The organism is Cyclobacterium qasimii M12-11B (genome assembly GCF_000427295.1).
Lineage (GTDB): Bacteria > Bacteroidota > Bacteroidia > Cytophagales > Cyclobacteriaceae > Cyclobacterium > Cyclobacterium qasimii.
In genome coordinates this window covers 26,427-44,789 of sequence record NZ_ATNM01000014.1, presented here as the reverse complement: position 1 = coordinate 44,789, position 18,363 = coordinate 26,427, and the positions used below count along the sequence as shown (strand labels likewise).

Below are 18,363 nucleotides of genomic sequence, written 5' to 3'. Positions count from 1 at the left end.
GAAAGAGCAACAATACCGCCAAAATCGATTAGCGTCTTATTCACTAATCCGGTGGCTGATTCCATCGGCTATAATCATGTCACCCCTGTCGGGGTTTTTGTTTTCCGTATTGATTAATGTTAGGTTTTTATTTAGGGAAGTGACGTTATGATTTTGTCAGTATTGTTGCAGAAAAAAAGCAACAATACCGCCAAAATTAATTGGCGGTATATTCCGTTTTCCGTGGGTTGAAACCACTTGGTTATTATTGTTGAAGTCCTTCAGGCTTCTTTATCCATTCAAAATGTCTCACAGGCAGGTGCCTATGGGACTGAAGATGTCACCCTTCAGGTCTAACCATTTTATTAAAATTTATAAAAGAATCTGTGAAGCTCCTTTTTCCAGGTCTATTTCCCATTCCTTGCCCTGACATAAAACCTTTGTCTTACCTCCTGTAATCGCCAGAATCTCTGCTTTTATAAGTTTACCGGCCTCCCATTCCATGCTTACCTCAAAATTCCCTCTGGCTTTAAGTCCTTTTACTTTACCAAGCTCCCAAGCTTTTGGTAGTGCTGGTAATAATCGGATAATTCCTTCTTCATGTGACTGTACTAACATTTCCGCTATACCTGCAGTAGCACCAAAATTGCCTTCGATCTGGAAAATTTTACCCAGCAAGTCAAACATATTGGGTGACAATTGAGTGGCCATCATTTCATGGATATGTTCAAGTCCTTCTTCTCCCTTTTGCAAACGCGCAAAGAAATTGATGATCCAGGCCCTGCTCCAGCCTGTCTGTCCTGCACCTCCATAGGTTAATCTTCTTTCAATGGTTTTCTCTGCTGCTTTAAATAGTTCAGGCGTAGCCTTCGTGATTTGGTTGGAAGGATACAAGGCGTACAAATGAGACATGTGCCTGTGGCCAGGTTCCACTTCTTCATAGTCTTCATGCCATTCCTGAAGGGTGCCGTTTTTCCCGATTTTGATCGGTGGTAATTTGCTGGATGCTTTTTCAATGGCCGCAGTCAATTTCTTGTCTCCAATGATTTCTTCTGCTTTCAGGCAGGCGTTAAAGATGTCATTGATAATTTGGATGTCCATGCTGGCAGCTGTTGTGTTTCTTGTGGATTTGCCCGTTTTTGGGTCTATATAGGCATTTTCCGGAGAGTAAGAAGGAGAAGTGACCAATTCACCTTTTTCATTCTCTTTAAGGAAGTCTAAAATGAATTGTGCTGCTCCCGCCAGGACAGGATAAGCTGTCTGCTCTAGGTGTTCCTGGTCTTGGGTGAACTCATAATGTCTCCATAAAGACAAGGACATCCATGCTCCTGCCAAGGGATTGGAATAACCATTGGTCATTTGAGAGTCCTTGGTGGATCCAGATGGAGTAGTCCTACCAAAAGGATTGCTTACATGGTGTGCCATCCAGCCTGAAGAACCAATGAATTTTTCTGCAGTCGTTTCTCCATTTTTCGCCAATTTCTCCATGAAATTGGACAATGGAATAAAGGCTTCCGACAAATTGGTTTGGTCAGCTGGCCAGTAGTTCATCTGTAAATTGATGTTCAGGTGGAAGTCTGACTCCCAGGGAGCCCACATTTCTTTGTTCCAGATACCTTGTAAATTGGCAGGTAGAACCGCCCTGTTGACAGAACTGCCCATCAGGAGATATCTTCCGTATTGAAAAAACAATTCGGTAATGTGGTTGTCATTGGTGCCTGCCCGCACCTGATCTAGTCGTTTGTCTGTGGGAATGGTGTCCTGAAGTGGACTTCCTAAAGATAGGGCAACGCGATTAAACATTTCACTGTGCTCAGCAGTATGTGCCTTTTTAGCTGTTTTATAAGCTGTTTCCAGGGCTCCTTTTAATGATTTTAAAGACTTGTCTTTTGCATCAATGTTTCTGTCAAAGTTCAGCTTGGCTAAATTATAATCCGTCGCTGCGCTGACAATAACGGTGTACCCTGTGCTGTTTTCGATCTTGAGCGTGTTCTCATTTCCACTGATGCTACCATCGTCCAAAGTAGCCGTTATTTGAGAAGCGAATTTCATGTGCAAGCCGGTTTCACCTGAGCCGTCGACATTGTCATCATAGCCGTCAGGATCGTCAAATACCTGGCCATCTACAAAAAGTATTTCACCCTCTCCTATGCTTTGAACGATGTCCTTTTCCCGATCGAAGCGGATGGTACTGTTTACCGGCTCTCCATCAAAACTCTCAAAACGATAAAAAATAACGTTGTATTTGTTAGAAGAAAAAGCTTCCCGTAAGTATCTTTTCCCGTCAATGGTGTAGGTGGAAGTTACGACACCGGTTTCCATATCAAGTGTCCTACGGTAATTTTCAGGAGATTTTTGATGGTCAAAAGAAATATGTAATTCTCCAAGGGGTTCATAGGACCGAATCGAAGTAGGCGAAACCGCCAAATGCTCCATTCCATAATTTAAGGCTTCTTCGTATTTACCTTCCAGGTTCAATTGCTGGAATGCGGCATAATGCTTCTGTACATCTTCGGGATAAGGATCTTCTGGCATCCCTGCCCAAAGGCTTTCCTCATTTAACTGAATTTGATCTTCCTTCACTCCTCCAAAAACCATGGCACCTAATCGTCCATTGCCTATGGGCAATGCTTCCAGCCATTCATTGGCGGGAGAAGTGTACCAAAGCTGCATTTTTTTTGAATTTTCTGTTTCATTGGCTTCGGTTTGACAGCCTCCAAGAAACAATGACATGCTAATGATAAGGGGGAAGATATAGGAGCGCATTTTAAGTTGTTTTTTATGGATAAGCATTATACTAAAATAATTTTATTCCTTTTCTAGAAATCCTTTAAACGGAGTCTATTAATAGGATTAGGAGAGAAATTTTAGGAATAACCCTCTTTTTGATTGCTACCCTGTTTGTGGTACTGACAATTTGACATTAAAAAGAGTTTGGAACAAGACTTGATTTAAGCAAAAACATAATAGTTGACTTTGTTTAAATAAAATAAAAAATACCATGCAGGAAAAAGGTACAATTTCGATTCATACCGAAAATATCTTCCCCATTATCAAGAAATTCTTGTATTCTGATAATGAAATCTTTTTAAGAGAATTAGTATCCAATGGAGTGGATGCTACACAGAAAATCAAAAGGCTGGCTACTTTAGGCCAATATAAAGGAGAACTGGGTGACTTAACCATTGATGTTAGCTTTGATAAAGACAACAAATGGATAAAGATCACAGACCGTGGATTAGGAATGACTTCGGAGGAAATCAAAAAGTACATCAATCAGATTGCTTTTTCTGGTGCTTCCGAATTTGTCGAGAAATTTAAAGATGCCAAGGATGCCAATGAGATTATTGGGAAATTTGGTTTAGGTTTTTATTCTGCCTTTATGGTTGCGGATACCGTTGTGATAGACTCTTTGTCTTATCAAGAAGGCGCGGAGCCTGCCAAGTGGACTTGTGATGGAAGTACAGAGTTTGAAATAGGGCCTGGAGAAAGAACTGAAAGAGGTACAGAGATTACACTTAATATCAATAGTGAATCTGAAGAATTTCTTGATCAGTTTAAACTACAAGGTATTCTCGATAAATATGCCAAGTTTCTTCCTGTTCCAATTCGATTTGGCACCAAATCAGAGAACGTTGAAGATGGTGTAGACGACAAGGGCGAAAAGAAATGGAAATCGGTTGAGGTTGACAATATCATTAATGAAACCAATCCTATTTGGACGCTTTCACCAAGTGAGCTTACAGATGAAGATTACCTGAAGTTTTACAAGGAACTTTATCCAATGAGTGAAGATCCACTTTTCTGGATTCACCTAAATGTGGATTATCCATTTAGCCTAACAGGAGTGCTTTATTTCCCTAAGGTTAAAAATGAATTTGAGCTTCAAAAGAACAAAATCAAACTCTTTAGCCGTCAGGTGTTTATTACGGATGAAGTAAAAGACATTGTTCCTGAATTTTTAATGCTGCTTCATGGTGTGATTGATTCACCAGACATACCACTTAATGTGTCAAGAAGTTTCTTACAGGCAGACAGCAATGTTAAGAAAATCAACAATTACATCACCAAAAAGGTGGCGGATAAACTGGGAGAGCTTTACAAAAAGGACAGAAAGGTTTATGAATCCAAATGGAAAGACATTGGACTGTTCGTGAAATACGGAATGATCTCTGAAGATAAATTCTATGATAAAGCAAAGGATTTTGTCTTGCTTACCAACACTAATGGGGAGTATTTTACAATTGACGAATACCAGGAAAAGGTAAAACCATTTCAGACAGGTAAAGACGACAAGGTAGTCTATCTATACGCGACTGATGCTGACAGCCAGGATGCATTCATCCAATCTGCCAATAAAAAGGACTACGATGTGTTGTTGATGGATTCTCCAATCGACAGTCATTTTATTCAAAACCTGGAAAGCAAGTTGGAAAATGCCAGCATGAAAAGGGTGGATGCCGATGTGGTGGATAAGTTGATTGACAAAGATGGAGGTTATGAAAGCCTACTGTCCGAAGACCAGTCCAATAAGGTTAAAGAGCTCTTTGAAAAGTCAATAGCTAACAAAGCTTATTCTGTAGAAATAGAAGGTGCAAGCCCTGAAGAATTGCCAGTAACAATCACTATGGATGAGTTTATGCGTAGGATGAAAGACATGGCACAGAATGGTGGAGGAATGAGCTTCTATGGTGCGATGCCCGATAACTATAAAGTAGGAATCAACGGCAACCATCCACTGATTGATAAAATCTTAAAAACAGAAGATGAAGAAGTTCAATTGAAACTAGCGAAGCAGGCATTTGACCTGGCCTTGGTTTCTCAGGGACTTTTGAAAGGGAAAGCCTTAACTGCTTTTGTTAAGAGAAGTGTTGATTTGATCTAACTTTAGATTTGAAATATATACATTGAGGAAACAAGAGTTTGATGAAAATCAGGCTCTTGTTTTTTATTTGTTGCCGACTTTGCCCTGAATGGACATAAACAGTCACAGGAAATTAAATTTTCGATGGAAAGTGATTATCTTTAATTCGAAGAAACCTTTTACAATTGCCCATGCTATCTAAAAAAACAAAATATGCCTTTCATGCTTTGACCTATTTAGGTAAACATAAAGATCAGGGAGCGGTACCTATTCAGGAGATTTCAGCTCACCACAATATTTCGCATAAATTTTTAGAGAATATTCTGCTTGAATTGAAAAAAGCAGGTCTTCTTGGTAGTAAAAAAGGCAAAGGTGGAGGCTACTACCTAATCAAATTGCCCAATGAAATTCGATTGTCTAAAATAATACGCTTACTTGATGGGCCAATTGCCTTATTACCTTGCGTAAGTTTAAATTATTATGAGCCCTGTGAGGAATGTGCCAGCCAAGAGAAGTGTGGCCTTAATATGGTGATGGCAGAGGTGAGAGACGAGACCCTTAAAATATTGGAAATGAAAACTTTACAAGATATTTTGGAGAGGGAGTAATTTTTTTCCATTTACTCTATAATATTTGTAGGTTTTGTGTACTTTTGTGGTTCCTATTGGCTGTACCTTATAGTCCAGGATTAAAGGTAGCTTTCTAACCCACTGCTACTTCCAGAAAAATGAAGCATTATGAGTCAAGAAAATGAAATTAAAGAGCTTACTCAAAGGATAGAGAAACTATCTATGGAGGACGCTATGAGCCTTTTGGTTGATCTATTTCCTGGAGAAATTATTTTCTCAACTTCTTTTGGGCAAGAAGATCAGGTGATTACTCAGAAGATAGCTGCAAGTAAGCTGCCTGTAGAAGTTTTTACATTGGATACCGGAAGACTATTCTATGAGACTTATGATCTTTGGTCTAGAACCATAGTGAAATACGGTCTGTCTATAAAGCCTTATTATCCAACAACAGCTTCTGTAGAAGAGCTAGTTAGTAAAAATGGAATCAATGGGTTTTATCAATCCGTAGAGAATAGAAAATCATGTTGCTACGTTAGGAAGGTAGAACCGTTAAAGCGTGCTTTGAGCGGAAAAAAGGTTTGGATAACTGGTCTTAGATCAGAGCAAAGCCCAAACCGTCAAAATATGCAGATATTGGAATGGGATGAGGGAAACCAGATTTTGAAATACAATCCTTTATTGCATTGGACGATGGAGGAAATGTTGGCTTATATTAAGGAGAATAGTATACCTTATAATACGCTTCATGACAAGGGTTTTATTAGTATTGGATGTGCTCCGTGTACACGTGCCATAGCAGCGGGCGAAGATGCCCGTGCCGGAAGGTGGTGGTGGGAATCTTCCCAAAAAGAATGTGGATTGCATGAGCAGGGTGTAATAGCCAATAAATCCTAACAAATTAGTAACAGCTACAATTGAAAAATATTTAAGATGCAAAGTTTCAGAACTGAAATAGAAAATCCAGTAGTAGAAAAAGAAATTCTAGAACTGGAAAAAAAGATAACCTTGTTTCGCAACGGGAAAATTGACGAAGAAAAATTTAGAAGTCTTCGTTTAGCGCGTGGTGTTTACGGGCAGCGTCAGGAAGGCGTTCAGATGATCAGAATTAAATTGCCTTATGGAAGGGTAACTTCTGGGAAACTGAATAGAATTTGTGATGTATCAGAAAAATACTCTACGGGTAGATTGCACATCACTACGAGGCAGGATATTCAAATCCACTATGTAAGCCTGGACAAAACCCCAGAACTTTGGGCAGAATTGGACAAGGATGATGTTACCCTTAGAGAGGCATGTGGCAATACTGTAAGGAATGTCACTGCTTCAGAGACAGCAGGAATTGATCCGAAAGAACCTTTTGATGTTACCCCATATGCTGAAGCTACCTTCAGGTACATGCTGAGGAATCCTATCAGTCAGGAAATGGGTCGAAAATTTAAAATTAGTTTTTCTTCAAGCGACGAAGATACGGCGCTTTCCTATCTTCATGACCTTGGATTTATCCCTAAGGTTAAGCAAATAGATGGCAAGGAAGTACGAGGATTTAAAGTACTTCTAGGAGGCGGATTAGGTTCGCAACCAAGACATGCTGATGTGGTTCATGAATTTTTGGCGACTGATCAAATCATTCCATTTGTAGAAGGAGTCGTAAGGGTTTTTGACAGACATGGAGAGAGAGCCAAAAGGATGAAAGCAAGAATGAAATTCCTTATCAATAATCTTGGTGTGGAAGAGTTCTTGAAGTTGGTAGCCGAGGAGAAACTTGCCCTTCCATTTCAAAGTTACCCAATCGATACGACCGCCAGTGATGCTGCCAGTGAATTGCCTAATCCTGTGGTGCCTGAATTTACAGTTCCTACAGATGAGGATTATAGACGTTGGAAACTGACCAATGTTTTGAATCAAAAGCAAGCTGGTTATTTCTCTATTGGTGTCAAAGTGCATCTTGGAGACTTTTATTTAAAAGAAGCCCGTCAATTGGCAGCTCTTGTTAAAAAATATGCCAGTGATGAGATCCGTTTCACACTCCGTCAAAATCTTTTGATTAGAGATGTAAAAGAAGAATTGATTCCTTTCTTTTACCAAGAACTTAAGAAGTTGGGAATGGTAGATTACGGATACAATTCCGTAGGTGACATTACCGCTTGCCCAGGTACCGATACATGTAATTTGGGAATTGCCAGTAGTACTGGTGCTGCAGTAGTGATGGAGAAAGTGATAATAGATGAATATCCTGAATTTTTATTGAATAAGGACCTAAACATTAAGATCTCCGGATGTATGAATGCATGTGGTCAGCACAATATGGCTTCTATTGGCTTCCAGGGGATGTCAATGAAAGTAGGTAAAGCTGTTCTGCCAGCGCTACAAGTATTGCTAGGCGGAGCCACTTTTGGTGATGGTAAAGGAAAATTTGCCGATAAGGTGATTAAGGTTCCAAGTAAGAGAGGACCACAGAGTTTGCGTGCCCTACTTGATGATTACAAATCTGGTGCAGAGAAAGATGAAAATTATGCTGCCTATTATGAACGCAAGGGTCAAATGTATTTCTATGAAATATTAAAACCATTTGCTGGAACAGACAATATTACGGAAAGCGATTTTGTAGATTGGGGCAATGACGAAGCGTATGTCAAAGCAATAGGTGTTGGTGAATGTGCTGGGGTGGTTATTGATTTGGTGTCCACTTTATTGCTAGAGGCGAGAGAGAAGTTGGCTGATGCAGAAGACAGTTTGAAAGCAGAAAAATGGTCTGATGGTATTTATCAAACCTATACAAGTATGATGAATGCTGGGAAAGCAATTCTTACTGCTGAAGGCGTAAATACCAATAGCTTTGCCAATCTTGTAATTGAGTTTGACAAGCACCTGACCGAAACGAAGAAGATCAATCTATCTGCTTCTTTTTCGGAATTGGTTTACCAACTTAAAGAGAATCAACCGTCAGAAGAATTTGCTTTGGCCTATTTTAAAATTGCCGAACAGGTGTTTGAAGCAATCAGCGAATACAGAGCAAAAGAAGTAAATGCATGATGAATGAAATTAGACCAAGAGTAACCCTGGTAGGTGCTGGTCCCGGTGATCCGGAATTGATAACCTTAAAAGGCGTCTTGGCATTAAATAAGGCAGATGTTGTCCTATATGATGCGCTAATAGATGTTTCCCTGCTTAATCATGCTCCTGATAAAGCCTTAAAGATATTTGTCGGTAAACGAAATGGAAGCCGTCAAAATCCACAGGAAGAAACCAACAGGATGTGTGTATACTATGCCAAAAAGTTTGGCCATGTAGTTAGGCTTAAGGGTGGCGATCCTTTTGTGTTTGGTAGGGGGGCAGAGGAGCTTGATTATATTCAACAGTTTGGAATAAAGGCAGAGGTGGTCCCAGGTATATCTTCCACGGTGGCCGTTCCTGCTGCTGCAGGTATTCCGGTAACAAAAAGAGGTATCTCAGAAAGTTATTGGGTGATTACTGGCACTACTTCAAGCGGGGAATTGTCCAGAGATTTATTGCTGGCTAGTCAATCCAAAGCTACTGTTGTCCTACTAATGGGGACCAGGAAACTTGAAGAGATTGTTAGGATTTATGAAGAGCAAGGTTTTTCTGATAAAGCCATAGCCATAATAGAACGTGGAACAACTCGTGACGAGAAAATCGTTGCTGGAACCATTGCAGATATAGAGAAGAAAGCCCAGAAAGACCAAGTGGGGGCACCGGCCATTATCATCATTGGTGATGTGGTTCGGGAGAGTCCCAAGTTGAAGGCTCTTTATGAGGCTGTAGTCTATGAAAATAAACTGAATTGAAAAGAGAATGAACGAACTGTACCCGGTTTTCTTAAAAGTACATCAGTTAGAAACTTTATTGGTTGGCGCCGGGAATGTTGGTTTGGAAAAATTGACTTTTCTATTGAAATCAAGTCCCAATGCTAAGGTGACGGTAGTTTCCAAGGAGTTTTTGGCAGAAATAAGCACAATAGCAAAAGACAATTCCAATATCAATTTAGTACAAGGTGCTTACAATGAAATATACCTAAATGAAAAGCATTTGGTGATTGCCGCTACGGATGATAAAGAAGTAAACAAAAAGGTTTATCATGATGCAAAAAAGCGTTACCTGTTGGTAAATGTAGCTGATACACCAGAATATTGCGATTTTTATCTCGGAGGGATTGTAACAAAGGGGAATATTAAAATTGGAATAAGTACCAATGGAAAAAGCCCCACCACCGCCAAAAGGTTACGGCAGCTATTTGAAGAGATTATTCCCGATGATATAAATGAAATGGTAGAGAATATCAATAAATACCGGGATACTTTAAAGGGTGATTTTGAGGAAAAAGTAGATGCTTTGAACAAGCTTACAGTCGGGTTGATGAAGAAAAGTAAGAAATGAACAAATAAAAAGGGGTGGTTAGCCCCTTTTATTTGTTCATTTTTCAAATCGTTGATGTAGTATTTTAATAATTTTAACTTTTCATCTTCGCTCAGTCTTAAGTCAGACTGTAAGAGCCTGTTGATATTCCTATACATTGGTTTGTTGGTTATTTGTAGAATTAAATATAATATATTTTTTGATTACTATACCATAATCATATGGTTTTTTTACGATGGCAATATCTTCTGAAATGCAATCAGATATCTTAATTTTGTTTTTCTCTTAAAACCAAAGAAATCAGAAGTTCAATAACTACCGTTTTATCAAAGGTCGCAAATGCACCATAACGCCGCTGTGATGAACTTGTCTACCGTAAGGTAGAGTCGGAAAAAGAAACGAAATGACTGATTTTTGATCCCATCAGCTAATGAGCTGGTTTCGAGTAAATCGTCACTGAATGCCTTTTCTATTGGCGCGTTGAGGCGGGAAAGGGTGCGGCAGCCTCGTTTTGCTGGTAATTAACATTTCTGGTTGAAATGATTTCAGCAGAGATTAGACAGATAATTGGCCACTTGACCAATTCTTTAGATAATGAGTAAATAAAAATGCTAAATTTCAGCTTGCTTTCTTAATTTTCTCATTGGTTAATCGAATTATGAGGACCATTGAAATGATCCTGACCATAAGATTTAAAGGTTAAATGCAAAAGAGCAAGCCTATGGCAAGAAAATGAAGATTGATTTTTTTAGCAGATTCCTGCCTTCTATATGTTACATTGTAAACAAAACACTGAGCCAATTTAGTTCCTTAAGGTTGATATGGACCAAGTTCCGGCAATGCGTCTCAATGCCCATTTATCTAGTCAATCATTCAGTTGATTTGTGGATGCATAACCGGAAATTTAAAGTTAAGGAAATTGGCAAGACCCTTATTTTAAATTCTATTCATAAAGATATTGGTAACAACGTTTTTATAAAAAGAAGAGAAGGTTTTAGGGGAAATTAAAGGATTTGAAAGCAATCAGAGGCCTTGTGAAGATTCGGGTTATTTCTAGACTAATCCCCTGACTTTGGTCAGGGCAAGCCTCCGAAACGAGTGGCCGGAAGCTGGTGGAGCCAGGACGTAGAGCAGGTTAACGTGGCGCTTGGGATATGGTTTGGCTTTTAAATTTCTCAGGCAAGCGTGCATCGTTTTGTGCACAACTTACTTATTCCGGGTTTAAAGGTGACCGTAAAAAAAGTAGTCATAAAATGATTCTTTTCAGAGATTTCGATCCCTTTATAAACCATTTTATGACTTTTGCTTACTGATAATGTAATTTAAAAAATTATTTTCTTTGCTGTTTACAGATTTTTTAAGGCCAATTGGGCCAGTTAAAAGAATGGATTATTTTAAACAATGGGGTTGCTGTTACCCTTAATTAAGATTCAAAAAATTATTTTTCACATGGTGTTTTTTTTGCTGCTATTATAATTTAAATAAGTTGCCCTAAATCGAACTGGAAATCATAATCCAACTGAATGATCAGAATCTAATAATTCTATGTATTCACCAAAATACCTATTAAATGTGGCTATTAAATGGTTTAAATCACCATTTTGCATTTCCTTGTGGATGCTTATTGTATCCATTCCCAACGCTTCACTCATTGTTTCTGCGTATTCCAATAGGTCCTCTCCGATTCCCCCATTGTTTTGCTGGTCCAGATGGACCTGCATTATTGCCTTTGTTTTGGATGCCATCATTAAATAAAATTTAAAAGTTAGTTAAGTTTAGTTTTCATTTTTATTTAAAAAACAGTTAATCTTAAGTTTGCCAAAATCACCATTTCAAATAATGAATTTTGTCTTACGGAAGCCATTTAATGCAATTCAATTTTTGGAATATTATTTTATGCGATTAAAATACAGTTAAATGAAATCCTTATTAGCTGTTATATTTTAATAAATAATAGAATAAATTCCGTATATGCAAATTGTGTTAAGGAATAATTAATTGGAGGAATTATTGGGATTTCCCAAGTTTTATTTGGTGGATTTAAAAATGAATTTACTATCATGTATTTTGGAAAAAATCACAAAAAAGTACATAAAAAAAGGGGCGAAATATTTTCGCCCCTTTTTTTTAAAAATCTACAGAAACCTGATTTCTAAGTATATCGTCCATGGTTTCCCTCTTTCGAATAAGATGGTCCTTTCCATTTATTATTAATACTTCCGCAGGTCTAAACCTTGAATTGTAATTAGATGACATGCTATAGCCATAAGCGCCAGCATTTTTTATTGCGATAATATCGCCTTCTTTTACTTCTTTGATTTTGCGATCAGCTGCTATAGTATCTGTTTCGCAAATATAACCGACGATGGTATAGACTCTTTCCGGTCCATCAAGTTTAGAGATGTTTATAACGCTGTGGTAAGCATCATACATCATTGGTCTTAATAGGTGATTGAGTCCGGAATTTACTCCTACAAAGGTTGTTGCTGGAGTTGGTTTTACCACATTGGCTTTTGTGAGTAAATAACCGCACTCGCTGACCAGAAATTTCCCTGGCTCAAACCATATTTCTAACTCCCGTCCATATTCCTTACAGAATGCCTGGAAAGCAGCAGAAACTTTCTTACCTACATCTTGGATGTCTGTGGTGATATCACCTTCCTTATAAGCTACTTTAAATCCTCCACCGAAATCCAGGAAAGTTAAATCCTTAAATTCTCTGGCGGCATCAAATAATATCTCAGCTCCTTTAAGAAAAACGTCCGCATCCAATATATCAGATCCAGTGTGTACATGAAGGCCTATCACGTTAAGTTCATAAGCCTGAACGACCTTGAGTACATGCTTTAATTGAAGTATGGAAATCCCAAATTTACTATCAATATGACCAACGGATATTTTAGCATTTCCTCCAGCTAAGATATGAGGGTTTAATCGAATACAGATGGGAACAGTGTTGCCATATTCAGTTCCAAAATGCTCTAACATAGGAATACTGTCAATATTGACCATTACACCAAATGCGACCGCCTGCTTGATTTCATCAAAATCCACACAATTTGGTGTGTACATGATTTCCTCAGGGGAAAAGCCTACATGTAGGCAAAGTTTTATCTCCTCAATGGAAACTGCGTCCACACCAGTGCCAGCCTTTTTCATCAATTTTAGAATATTGATATTTGAAAGCGCTTTTGTAGCATATTTTATTTTAACCTTTACATCAGAGAAAGCTTGTTTTAAAGCATCTACCTGATGAAGGATTTTGGCTCCATCATATACATATACAGGACTTCCGTACTTTTGGGCGATATCCAGTAGAGGGATTTCCCCTATGCAATATTGTTGATTTTTGATTTCCATCGCTTTTGATTTAGCAGGCAAAGATATATAAAGCATGTTAAAGTTAAAATTCAAAAGAGATAAGTCATTAGGAAAAGGAATTTTGCTGAATTTATTGAGGTTATTAAAGAGCAGATAGGTAAATTTATTTTATATGGTTTTTGTTAAATAAAGTTAAGGAAATGATTTAGAGGAGGATATCATTTAGATTTGTAATATGTCAAAAACGAGTATAAAGATAATTGTCTTTTTAATGTCCCTGGCTAGTTTAGGCTTGATAAGCTTTCAGTTCTATTGGGTTGGCAATGTGCTTAAAATCAATGAAGAACGTTTTGAGCAAAATGTGTTTCAAGCACTTTCCAGCACTTCGGAGCGGGTGGAGAAAGGAGAAGCAAGTGATATTCTATTGAGTTCCCTCGCAAGAGACACCATTTTCCAAAAGGCATTATTGGAACCAATTGAGCCCATTAGAGTGCAAGTGAGAAGACGGAAAGTAGCCGTCAACAGGGCATCTGTTCTAGACTCTCTTTTTGACCAGCCTATTCCACAAATTTCTCAAACTTTCCGGAAATTAATTGCCACCAGAGAAGGCGATCCTGAAAATTTTAGTCAAATTGAGAAGTATTTCACCATGTCTTCCTCCATGGCATCCAGCTTATTCACACCTGATGAATTGGCCATTCTATTGGCAGAGAAAGAACGATACTTAAATTTTCTGAGTGAACAGGATCAGAAATTGAGCAAACGCCAATATGCCAATAGGCGCCAAAATTATATTGTTGAGGAACTAAACGTGTCTCGAAACGTAGCCGAAAGCATTGTTAAGGCCAATATGAAAATTGAATTGGTAGAGGTGGTGATCCACCAATTACTTGCTCAGGGCAATCAACATATACTAAATAGGCTAGACACAACTGTGGTTAAAAATGAAGTGAGGGACCAATTGATCAATAGAAACATTGACCAGCCGTTCGAACTTGGAATTGTTGATAACAGAGATAATATTGTAGGGATCGGGCCTGTAGCTGATTTAAACTTCCTAAAGGAGAACGGCATAAAAGCGGAGCTTTTCCCCAGTGATTTGTTGGGAGTGGAGAACTTTTTAGTGATCCACTTTCCCGAAAAGCAAAATTATCTAATACGACAGGTTTTTTTACCATTGGGTAGCTCATTGGTTTTTATGTGCATTATTATTATTTGTTTTGTATACGCCATTAAAGTTATCATTCGTCAAAAGAAAGTCTCTGACATAAAGAATGACTTTATTAACAACATGACCCATGAGTTTAAGACACCAATTTCTACGGTAAGTTTGGCGGTAGAAGCCTTACAGGACCCTGATTTATTTGGAGAAGAATCACTGCGTAAGCGGTATTTGAATATTATCAAGGATGAAAACATTAGACTTGGAAAGCAGGTTGAGCAGGTCCTACATGCTGCAGCGCTTGAAAAGAAGGATTTCAACCTTAAATTAGAAAGAGTGGACCTAAAGTCACTTATTGATGCTGCTAAGAGTCATTTTGAATTAATAGTGGAAAATAGAGGAGGGACCATAAGTAGTGAGTATTCACTCATTTCGGGTCAACTGGATGCTGATGTCTTTCACCTAAATAATATTGTTAACAATTTACTGGACAATGCAACCAAGTATTCAAAAAGTGCTCCTCAAATAAAAATTAGCGTCAATGAAACCGAAACTGATTTTACGATTTCCATAAAAGATCAGGGGATTGGTATCAGTAAGGAAGCCCAGAAGAAAATATTTGATAAATTCTATAGAGTGCCAACTGGTAATTTACATGATGTCAAAGGTTTTGGTTTAGGACTTTCATATGTCAAAACCATGGTGGAAGCGCATAAAGGAACTATAAAGTTAGACAGCGAACCTGGACAAGGAAGCGTTTTTACTATAAACTTACCCAAAAATAAATGAGCAAGATCAAGATTTTATTGGTTGAAGATGACCCAAACCTAGGGGATATTTTAAAAGAATACTTAGGTGTAAAAGGCTATGAGGTTATTTTATGTAGGGATGGTGAAGAGGGGTGGAACAAATACAAAAAGAACTATTACCAGTTGTGTTTGCTGGATGTGATGATGCCTATAAAAGATGGCTTTACCTTGGGTAAGGAGATAAGGAAGGTAGAGGAGAGTATCCCTATCATTTACCTTACAGCTAAAAACATGAAGGAAGATGTTATTCAAGGCTTCCGGATTGGCGCCGATGATTATATCACCAAGCCCTTTAGTATGGAGGAGTTATTGCTGAGAATTAATGCCATATTAAGGAGGACGAATAGTCAAGGAGAAAAGACAGTTTTGAAATCTTATGAGTTTGGCAATTTCACCTTGCATTATGACAAGCAATTACTTGAAGGACCACAGGGGACCAATAAGCTTACTTCAAAAGAAAATGAGCTACTTCGCCTACTGGCAGCTTCATTGAATGAAAATGTAAGCCGCTCTTTCGCACTGAAACAAATCTGGGGAGATGATAGCTATTTTAATGCCCGTAGTATGGACGTATACTTGAGCAAGATTAGGAAATTGCTAAAAACGGATGACAGTGTACAGATCATTACGCTTCATGGGGAGGGATTTAAGTTAGTCGTCAACTAGTTGCTTTTTCTCTAGTTAATTGATTATTTAAATGAATAAAGTTTAATTTGTAGTCAATTAAATCCCTAAAAATATTATGGCCAAAGAAATAATAAATTCTCTGGAGGCTCCGGCACCAATAGGTCCTTACAGCCAGGCAGTAAAAGCCAATGGTATGCTGTTTGTTTCCGGACAAATCGCTCTTGATGCAGATTCAGGAGAATTACTTAACTCCAATATTACGGAGGAAACACATGCCGTTATGAAAAACCTTGAAGCAATACTAAGGGCTTCAGGACTAACTTTTTCCAATGTTGTCAAATGCAGTATTTTTGTCAAAAATATGGGCGACTTTGCGACTATCAATGAGGCTTATGGGCAGTATTTCAAAGAAAACCCTCCTGCAAGAGAGACAGTGGAAGTAAGCCGTTTGCCAAAGGATGTAGCGGTAGAAATCTCCTGCATTGCTGTTCTTTAAAGCCTCACCTAATTTATTTGTTGCAGTATGGTGAAACTGGTTCCTGACTATAGCGAGGCTTTTGTGAGCACCCTTAGAAGTAAAGAGGTGATCGATAGGCTTGAGTTGATCACCAAAAGCGTGGATTACCTTGATGAGACAAGATTCTTGCCCAGTAGCAAGACTGTTTTTTTTAATGGTAAAATCGGTGAGAATAGCTTCAGAATCTCAAAAATTATTGACAAGGCAGATAGTTTTTTGCCCTTAATCAAAGGCGAAATTTCACCACTTCCTAAAGGCTGTCTGGTATCATTGAATTATTCATTTTTCCCTGGAGCATCGTTTTTTCTTGGATTTTGGGCCATCGTTTCATTTGGCTTGACGGTCTTGTTTCTTTCAGTTGTCCAGGATTGGAAATTGGCGCTTTTATGTTTCTCTGTAGGATTAGCGAATTATGGCTTTGCCTGGACACATTTTAAGCGAAAAGTGCAGGAAAGCAAAGCGCTTTTTCATGAACTGATGAAGCTCTGATTCGGGAAAAGCAATAGCCCTTCTATTACTAGAATCACATAATGAAAAAGCTCAGGATAGGCTGCTTTAAATCCTATTGTGCAAAATAATTTTAAGACTTGAGGTCTAAATCACCCCTAATCAAACAAGAATTTCCTTCTGCTTTATGGATTATGCCTGACCTGTCGTATTTTAGCAGAATAATTAGTCAATTTATAAATTATCAATATATAACATAATGGAATACAGGATAGAGAAAGACACCATGGGGCCGGTAGAGGTTCCAGCTGATAAATACTGGGGTGCTCAAACCCAAAGATCTGTCAATAATTTCAAAATCGGTGGATTGAAACATCAGATGCCTTTGGAGATCATCCATGCTTTTGCAATTCTGAAGAAATCTGCTGCTCAGACCAATGCGGAATTGGGCGTTTTGGACCAAGCCAAAGCAGATATAATTAGTCAAGCCTGTGATGAAATCCTTGAAGGGAAACTTGATGACCAATTCCCACTTGTGGTATGGCAAACAGGTTCAGGAACACAGTCAAACATGAACGTAAACGAAGTGGTGGCCTATCGTGCCCACGTACTTTTAGGTGGAAGTTTACAGGATGAAAAAAGAAAATTCATCCCAATGATGATGTGAACAAATCTCAGTCCTCTAATGATACTTTTCCTACCGCAATGCACATTGCCGCCTATAAAATGGTGATAGATACAACCCTCACAGGTGCGAAAAAACTTAGGGATGTCCTAAAAGCCAAGTCTGATGAATTCATGACGGTGGTTAAAATAGGAAGAACACACTTTATGGATGCAACTCCATTGACATTGGGGCAAGAGTTTTCAGGATATGTGGCACAGTTAGACCATGCCATGAAGGCTATTGGTAATACCCTTCCGCATTTGTCGGAGTTGGCACTTGGTGGTACTGCAGTAGGTACAGGGCTGAATACACCTAATGGATATGCAGCGTTAGTAGCAGAGAAAATTGCTCATTTTTCAGGCAATCCTTTCGTAACTGCTCCCAATAAATTTGAATCGCTGGCGGCACATGATGCCATAGTAGAAACCCACGGGGCTTTGAAGCAACTGGCCGTTAGCCTGATGAAAATTGCCAATGATATCCGTATGTTGTCCTCTGGCCCAAGATCTGGAATAGGTGAAATCCTAATCCCTGAAAATGAACCAGGTTCTTCTATTATGCCAGGAAAAGTTAATCCTACTCAGGTAGAAGCGATGACCATGGTCTGTGCTCAAGTCATAGGAAACGATGTTGCCGTTTCTGTAGGTGGTATGAGTGGTCAGTTTGAACTCAATGTGTTCAAGCCAATGATGGTGAATAATTTGCTAACTTCTGCCAGACTTTTAGGTGACGTCTGTGTGTCATTTAATGACAATTGCGTGGTAGGAATTGAGCCAAATATTCCGTTCATAAAAAGACATCTCGAAAATAGTCTGATGCTTGTTACTGCACTTAACCCACATATTGGTTATGAAAATGCAGCTAAAATAGCTAAGAAGGCCCATAAAGAAGGAACAAGCCTGAGAGAGGCTGCTCTTGACCTTGAATTGTTGACAAATGAACAATTTGACGAATGGGTAAGACCTGAAAACATGACAGGTGGTTTAAAATAACTGACTGTAAAAGAAAAACCCCAATTCGCATCAGC

General features: G+C 38.6%; 13 protein-coding genes and 1 pseudogene. 11 read left to right on the top strand and 3 right to left on the bottom strand.

Annotated elements, in window-relative coordinates; all coding sequences use genetic code 11:
* Positions 1-351: 351 nt before the first annotated feature.
* Positions 352-2,745, bottom strand: a complete 2,394-nt coding sequence (locus tag ADICYQ_RS01415) for a glycoside hydrolase family 95 protein (RefSeq protein ID WP_235114243.1) — start codon at positions 2,743-2,745, stop codon at positions 352-354.
* A gap of 235 nt (positions 2,746-2,980) precedes the next feature.
* Here ADICYQ_RS01415 and htpG point away from each other — a divergent pair, with 235 nt between their 5' ends.
* The 6 genes from htpG to ADICYQ_RS01385 all read left to right on the top strand — a co-directional run bounded on the left by htpG (position 2,981) and on the right by ADICYQ_RS01385 (position 9,807).
* Entirely contained in the window at positions 2,981-4,864 is a 1,884-nt protein-coding gene (htpG, locus tag ADICYQ_RS01410; RefSeq protein WP_020893339.1) for a molecular chaperone HtpG, read from the top strand.
* 170 nt (positions 4,865-5,034) lie between these two features.
* Positions 5,035-5,451 carry an RrF2 family transcriptional regulator gene (locus ADICYQ_RS01405; protein ID WP_020893338.1) on the top strand — a complete coding sequence of 139 codons (417 nt, stop codon included), beginning with the start codon at positions 5,035-5,037 and terminating at the stop codon, positions 5,449-5,451.
* Between the two features lie 129 nt (positions 5,452-5,580).
* Positions 5,581-6,306, top strand: coding sequence for a phosphoadenylyl-sulfate reductase (locus tag ADICYQ_RS01400; protein ID WP_020893337.1), 726 nt, complete (start codon positions 5,581-5,583; stop codon positions 6,304-6,306).
* Positions 6,307-6,342: 36 nt separating this feature from the next.
* Positions 6,343-8,445 (top strand): ferredoxin-like domain-containing protein, encoded by a 2,103-nt coding sequence (locus tag ADICYQ_RS01395; protein ID WP_020893336.1) that lies wholly within the window; start codon positions 6,343-6,345, stop codon positions 8,443-8,445.
* The gene (gene cobA / locus ADICYQ_RS01390) at positions 8,442-9,218 is read left to right on the top strand and encodes a uroporphyrinogen-III C-methyltransferase (RefSeq protein WP_040413833.1); all 777 of its coding nucleotides are present in this window, start codon (positions 8,442-8,444) and stop codon (positions 9,216-9,218) included. The genes ADICYQ_RS01395 and cobA overlap by 4 nt, the downstream gene beginning before the upstream one ends.
* A gap of 7 nt (positions 9,219-9,225) precedes the next feature.
* Positions 9,226-9,807, top strand: coding sequence for a precorrin-2 dehydrogenase/sirohydrochlorin ferrochelatase family protein (locus ADICYQ_RS01385; protein WP_020893334.1), 582 nt, complete (start codon positions 9,226-9,228; stop codon positions 9,805-9,807).
* 1,487 nt (positions 9,808-11,294) lie between these two features.
* Here ADICYQ_RS01385 and ADICYQ_RS01380 read toward each other — a convergent pair.
* A complete protein-coding gene (locus tag ADICYQ_RS01380) occupies positions 11,295-11,534 on the bottom strand; it encodes a hypothetical protein (protein WP_020893332.1) in 240 nt (79 codons plus the stop codon).
* 379 nt (positions 11,535-11,913) lie between these two features.
* Positions 11,914-13,146: a diaminopimelate decarboxylase gene (gene lysA, locus ADICYQ_RS01375; RefSeq protein WP_020893331.1), complete on the bottom strand. Its 1,233-nt coding sequence runs from the start codon at positions 13,144-13,146 to the stop codon at positions 11,914-11,916.
* Between the two features lie 196 nt (positions 13,147-13,342).
* On the opposite strand from lysA, the gene ADICYQ_RS01370 reads away from it, so the two are divergent.
* The 5 genes and pseudogenes from ADICYQ_RS01370 (at position 13,343) to fumC (ending at position 18,328) form a co-directional block, all read left to right on the top strand.
* Complete coding sequence (locus ADICYQ_RS01370) at positions 13,343-15,058, top strand: sensor histidine kinase (RefSeq protein WP_040413830.1); 1,716 nt, start codon at positions 13,343-13,345, stop codon at positions 15,056-15,058.
* Positions 15,055-15,744 (top strand): response regulator transcription factor, encoded by a 690-nt coding sequence (locus ADICYQ_RS01365; protein ID WP_020893329.1) that lies wholly within the window; start codon positions 15,055-15,057, stop codon positions 15,742-15,744. Before ADICYQ_RS01370 ends, ADICYQ_RS01365 begins: the two co-directional genes overlap by 4 nt.
* Before the next feature lie 76 nt (positions 15,745-15,820).
* Positions 15,821-16,201, top strand: a complete 381-nt coding sequence (locus tag ADICYQ_RS01360) for a RidA family protein (protein ID WP_020893328.1) — start codon at positions 15,821-15,823, stop codon at positions 16,199-16,201.
* A gap of 27 nt (positions 16,202-16,228) precedes the next feature.
* Positions 16,229-16,711, top strand: coding sequence for a hypothetical protein (locus ADICYQ_RS01355; protein ID WP_020893327.1), 483 nt, complete (start codon positions 16,229-16,231; stop codon positions 16,709-16,711).
* Positions 16,712-16,928: 217 nt separating this feature from the next.
* A pseudogene (fumC, locus tag ADICYQ_RS01350) lies at positions 16,929-18,328 on the top strand (class II fumarate hydratase).
* The last annotated feature ends 35 nt before the right edge of the window (positions 18,329-18,363 follow it).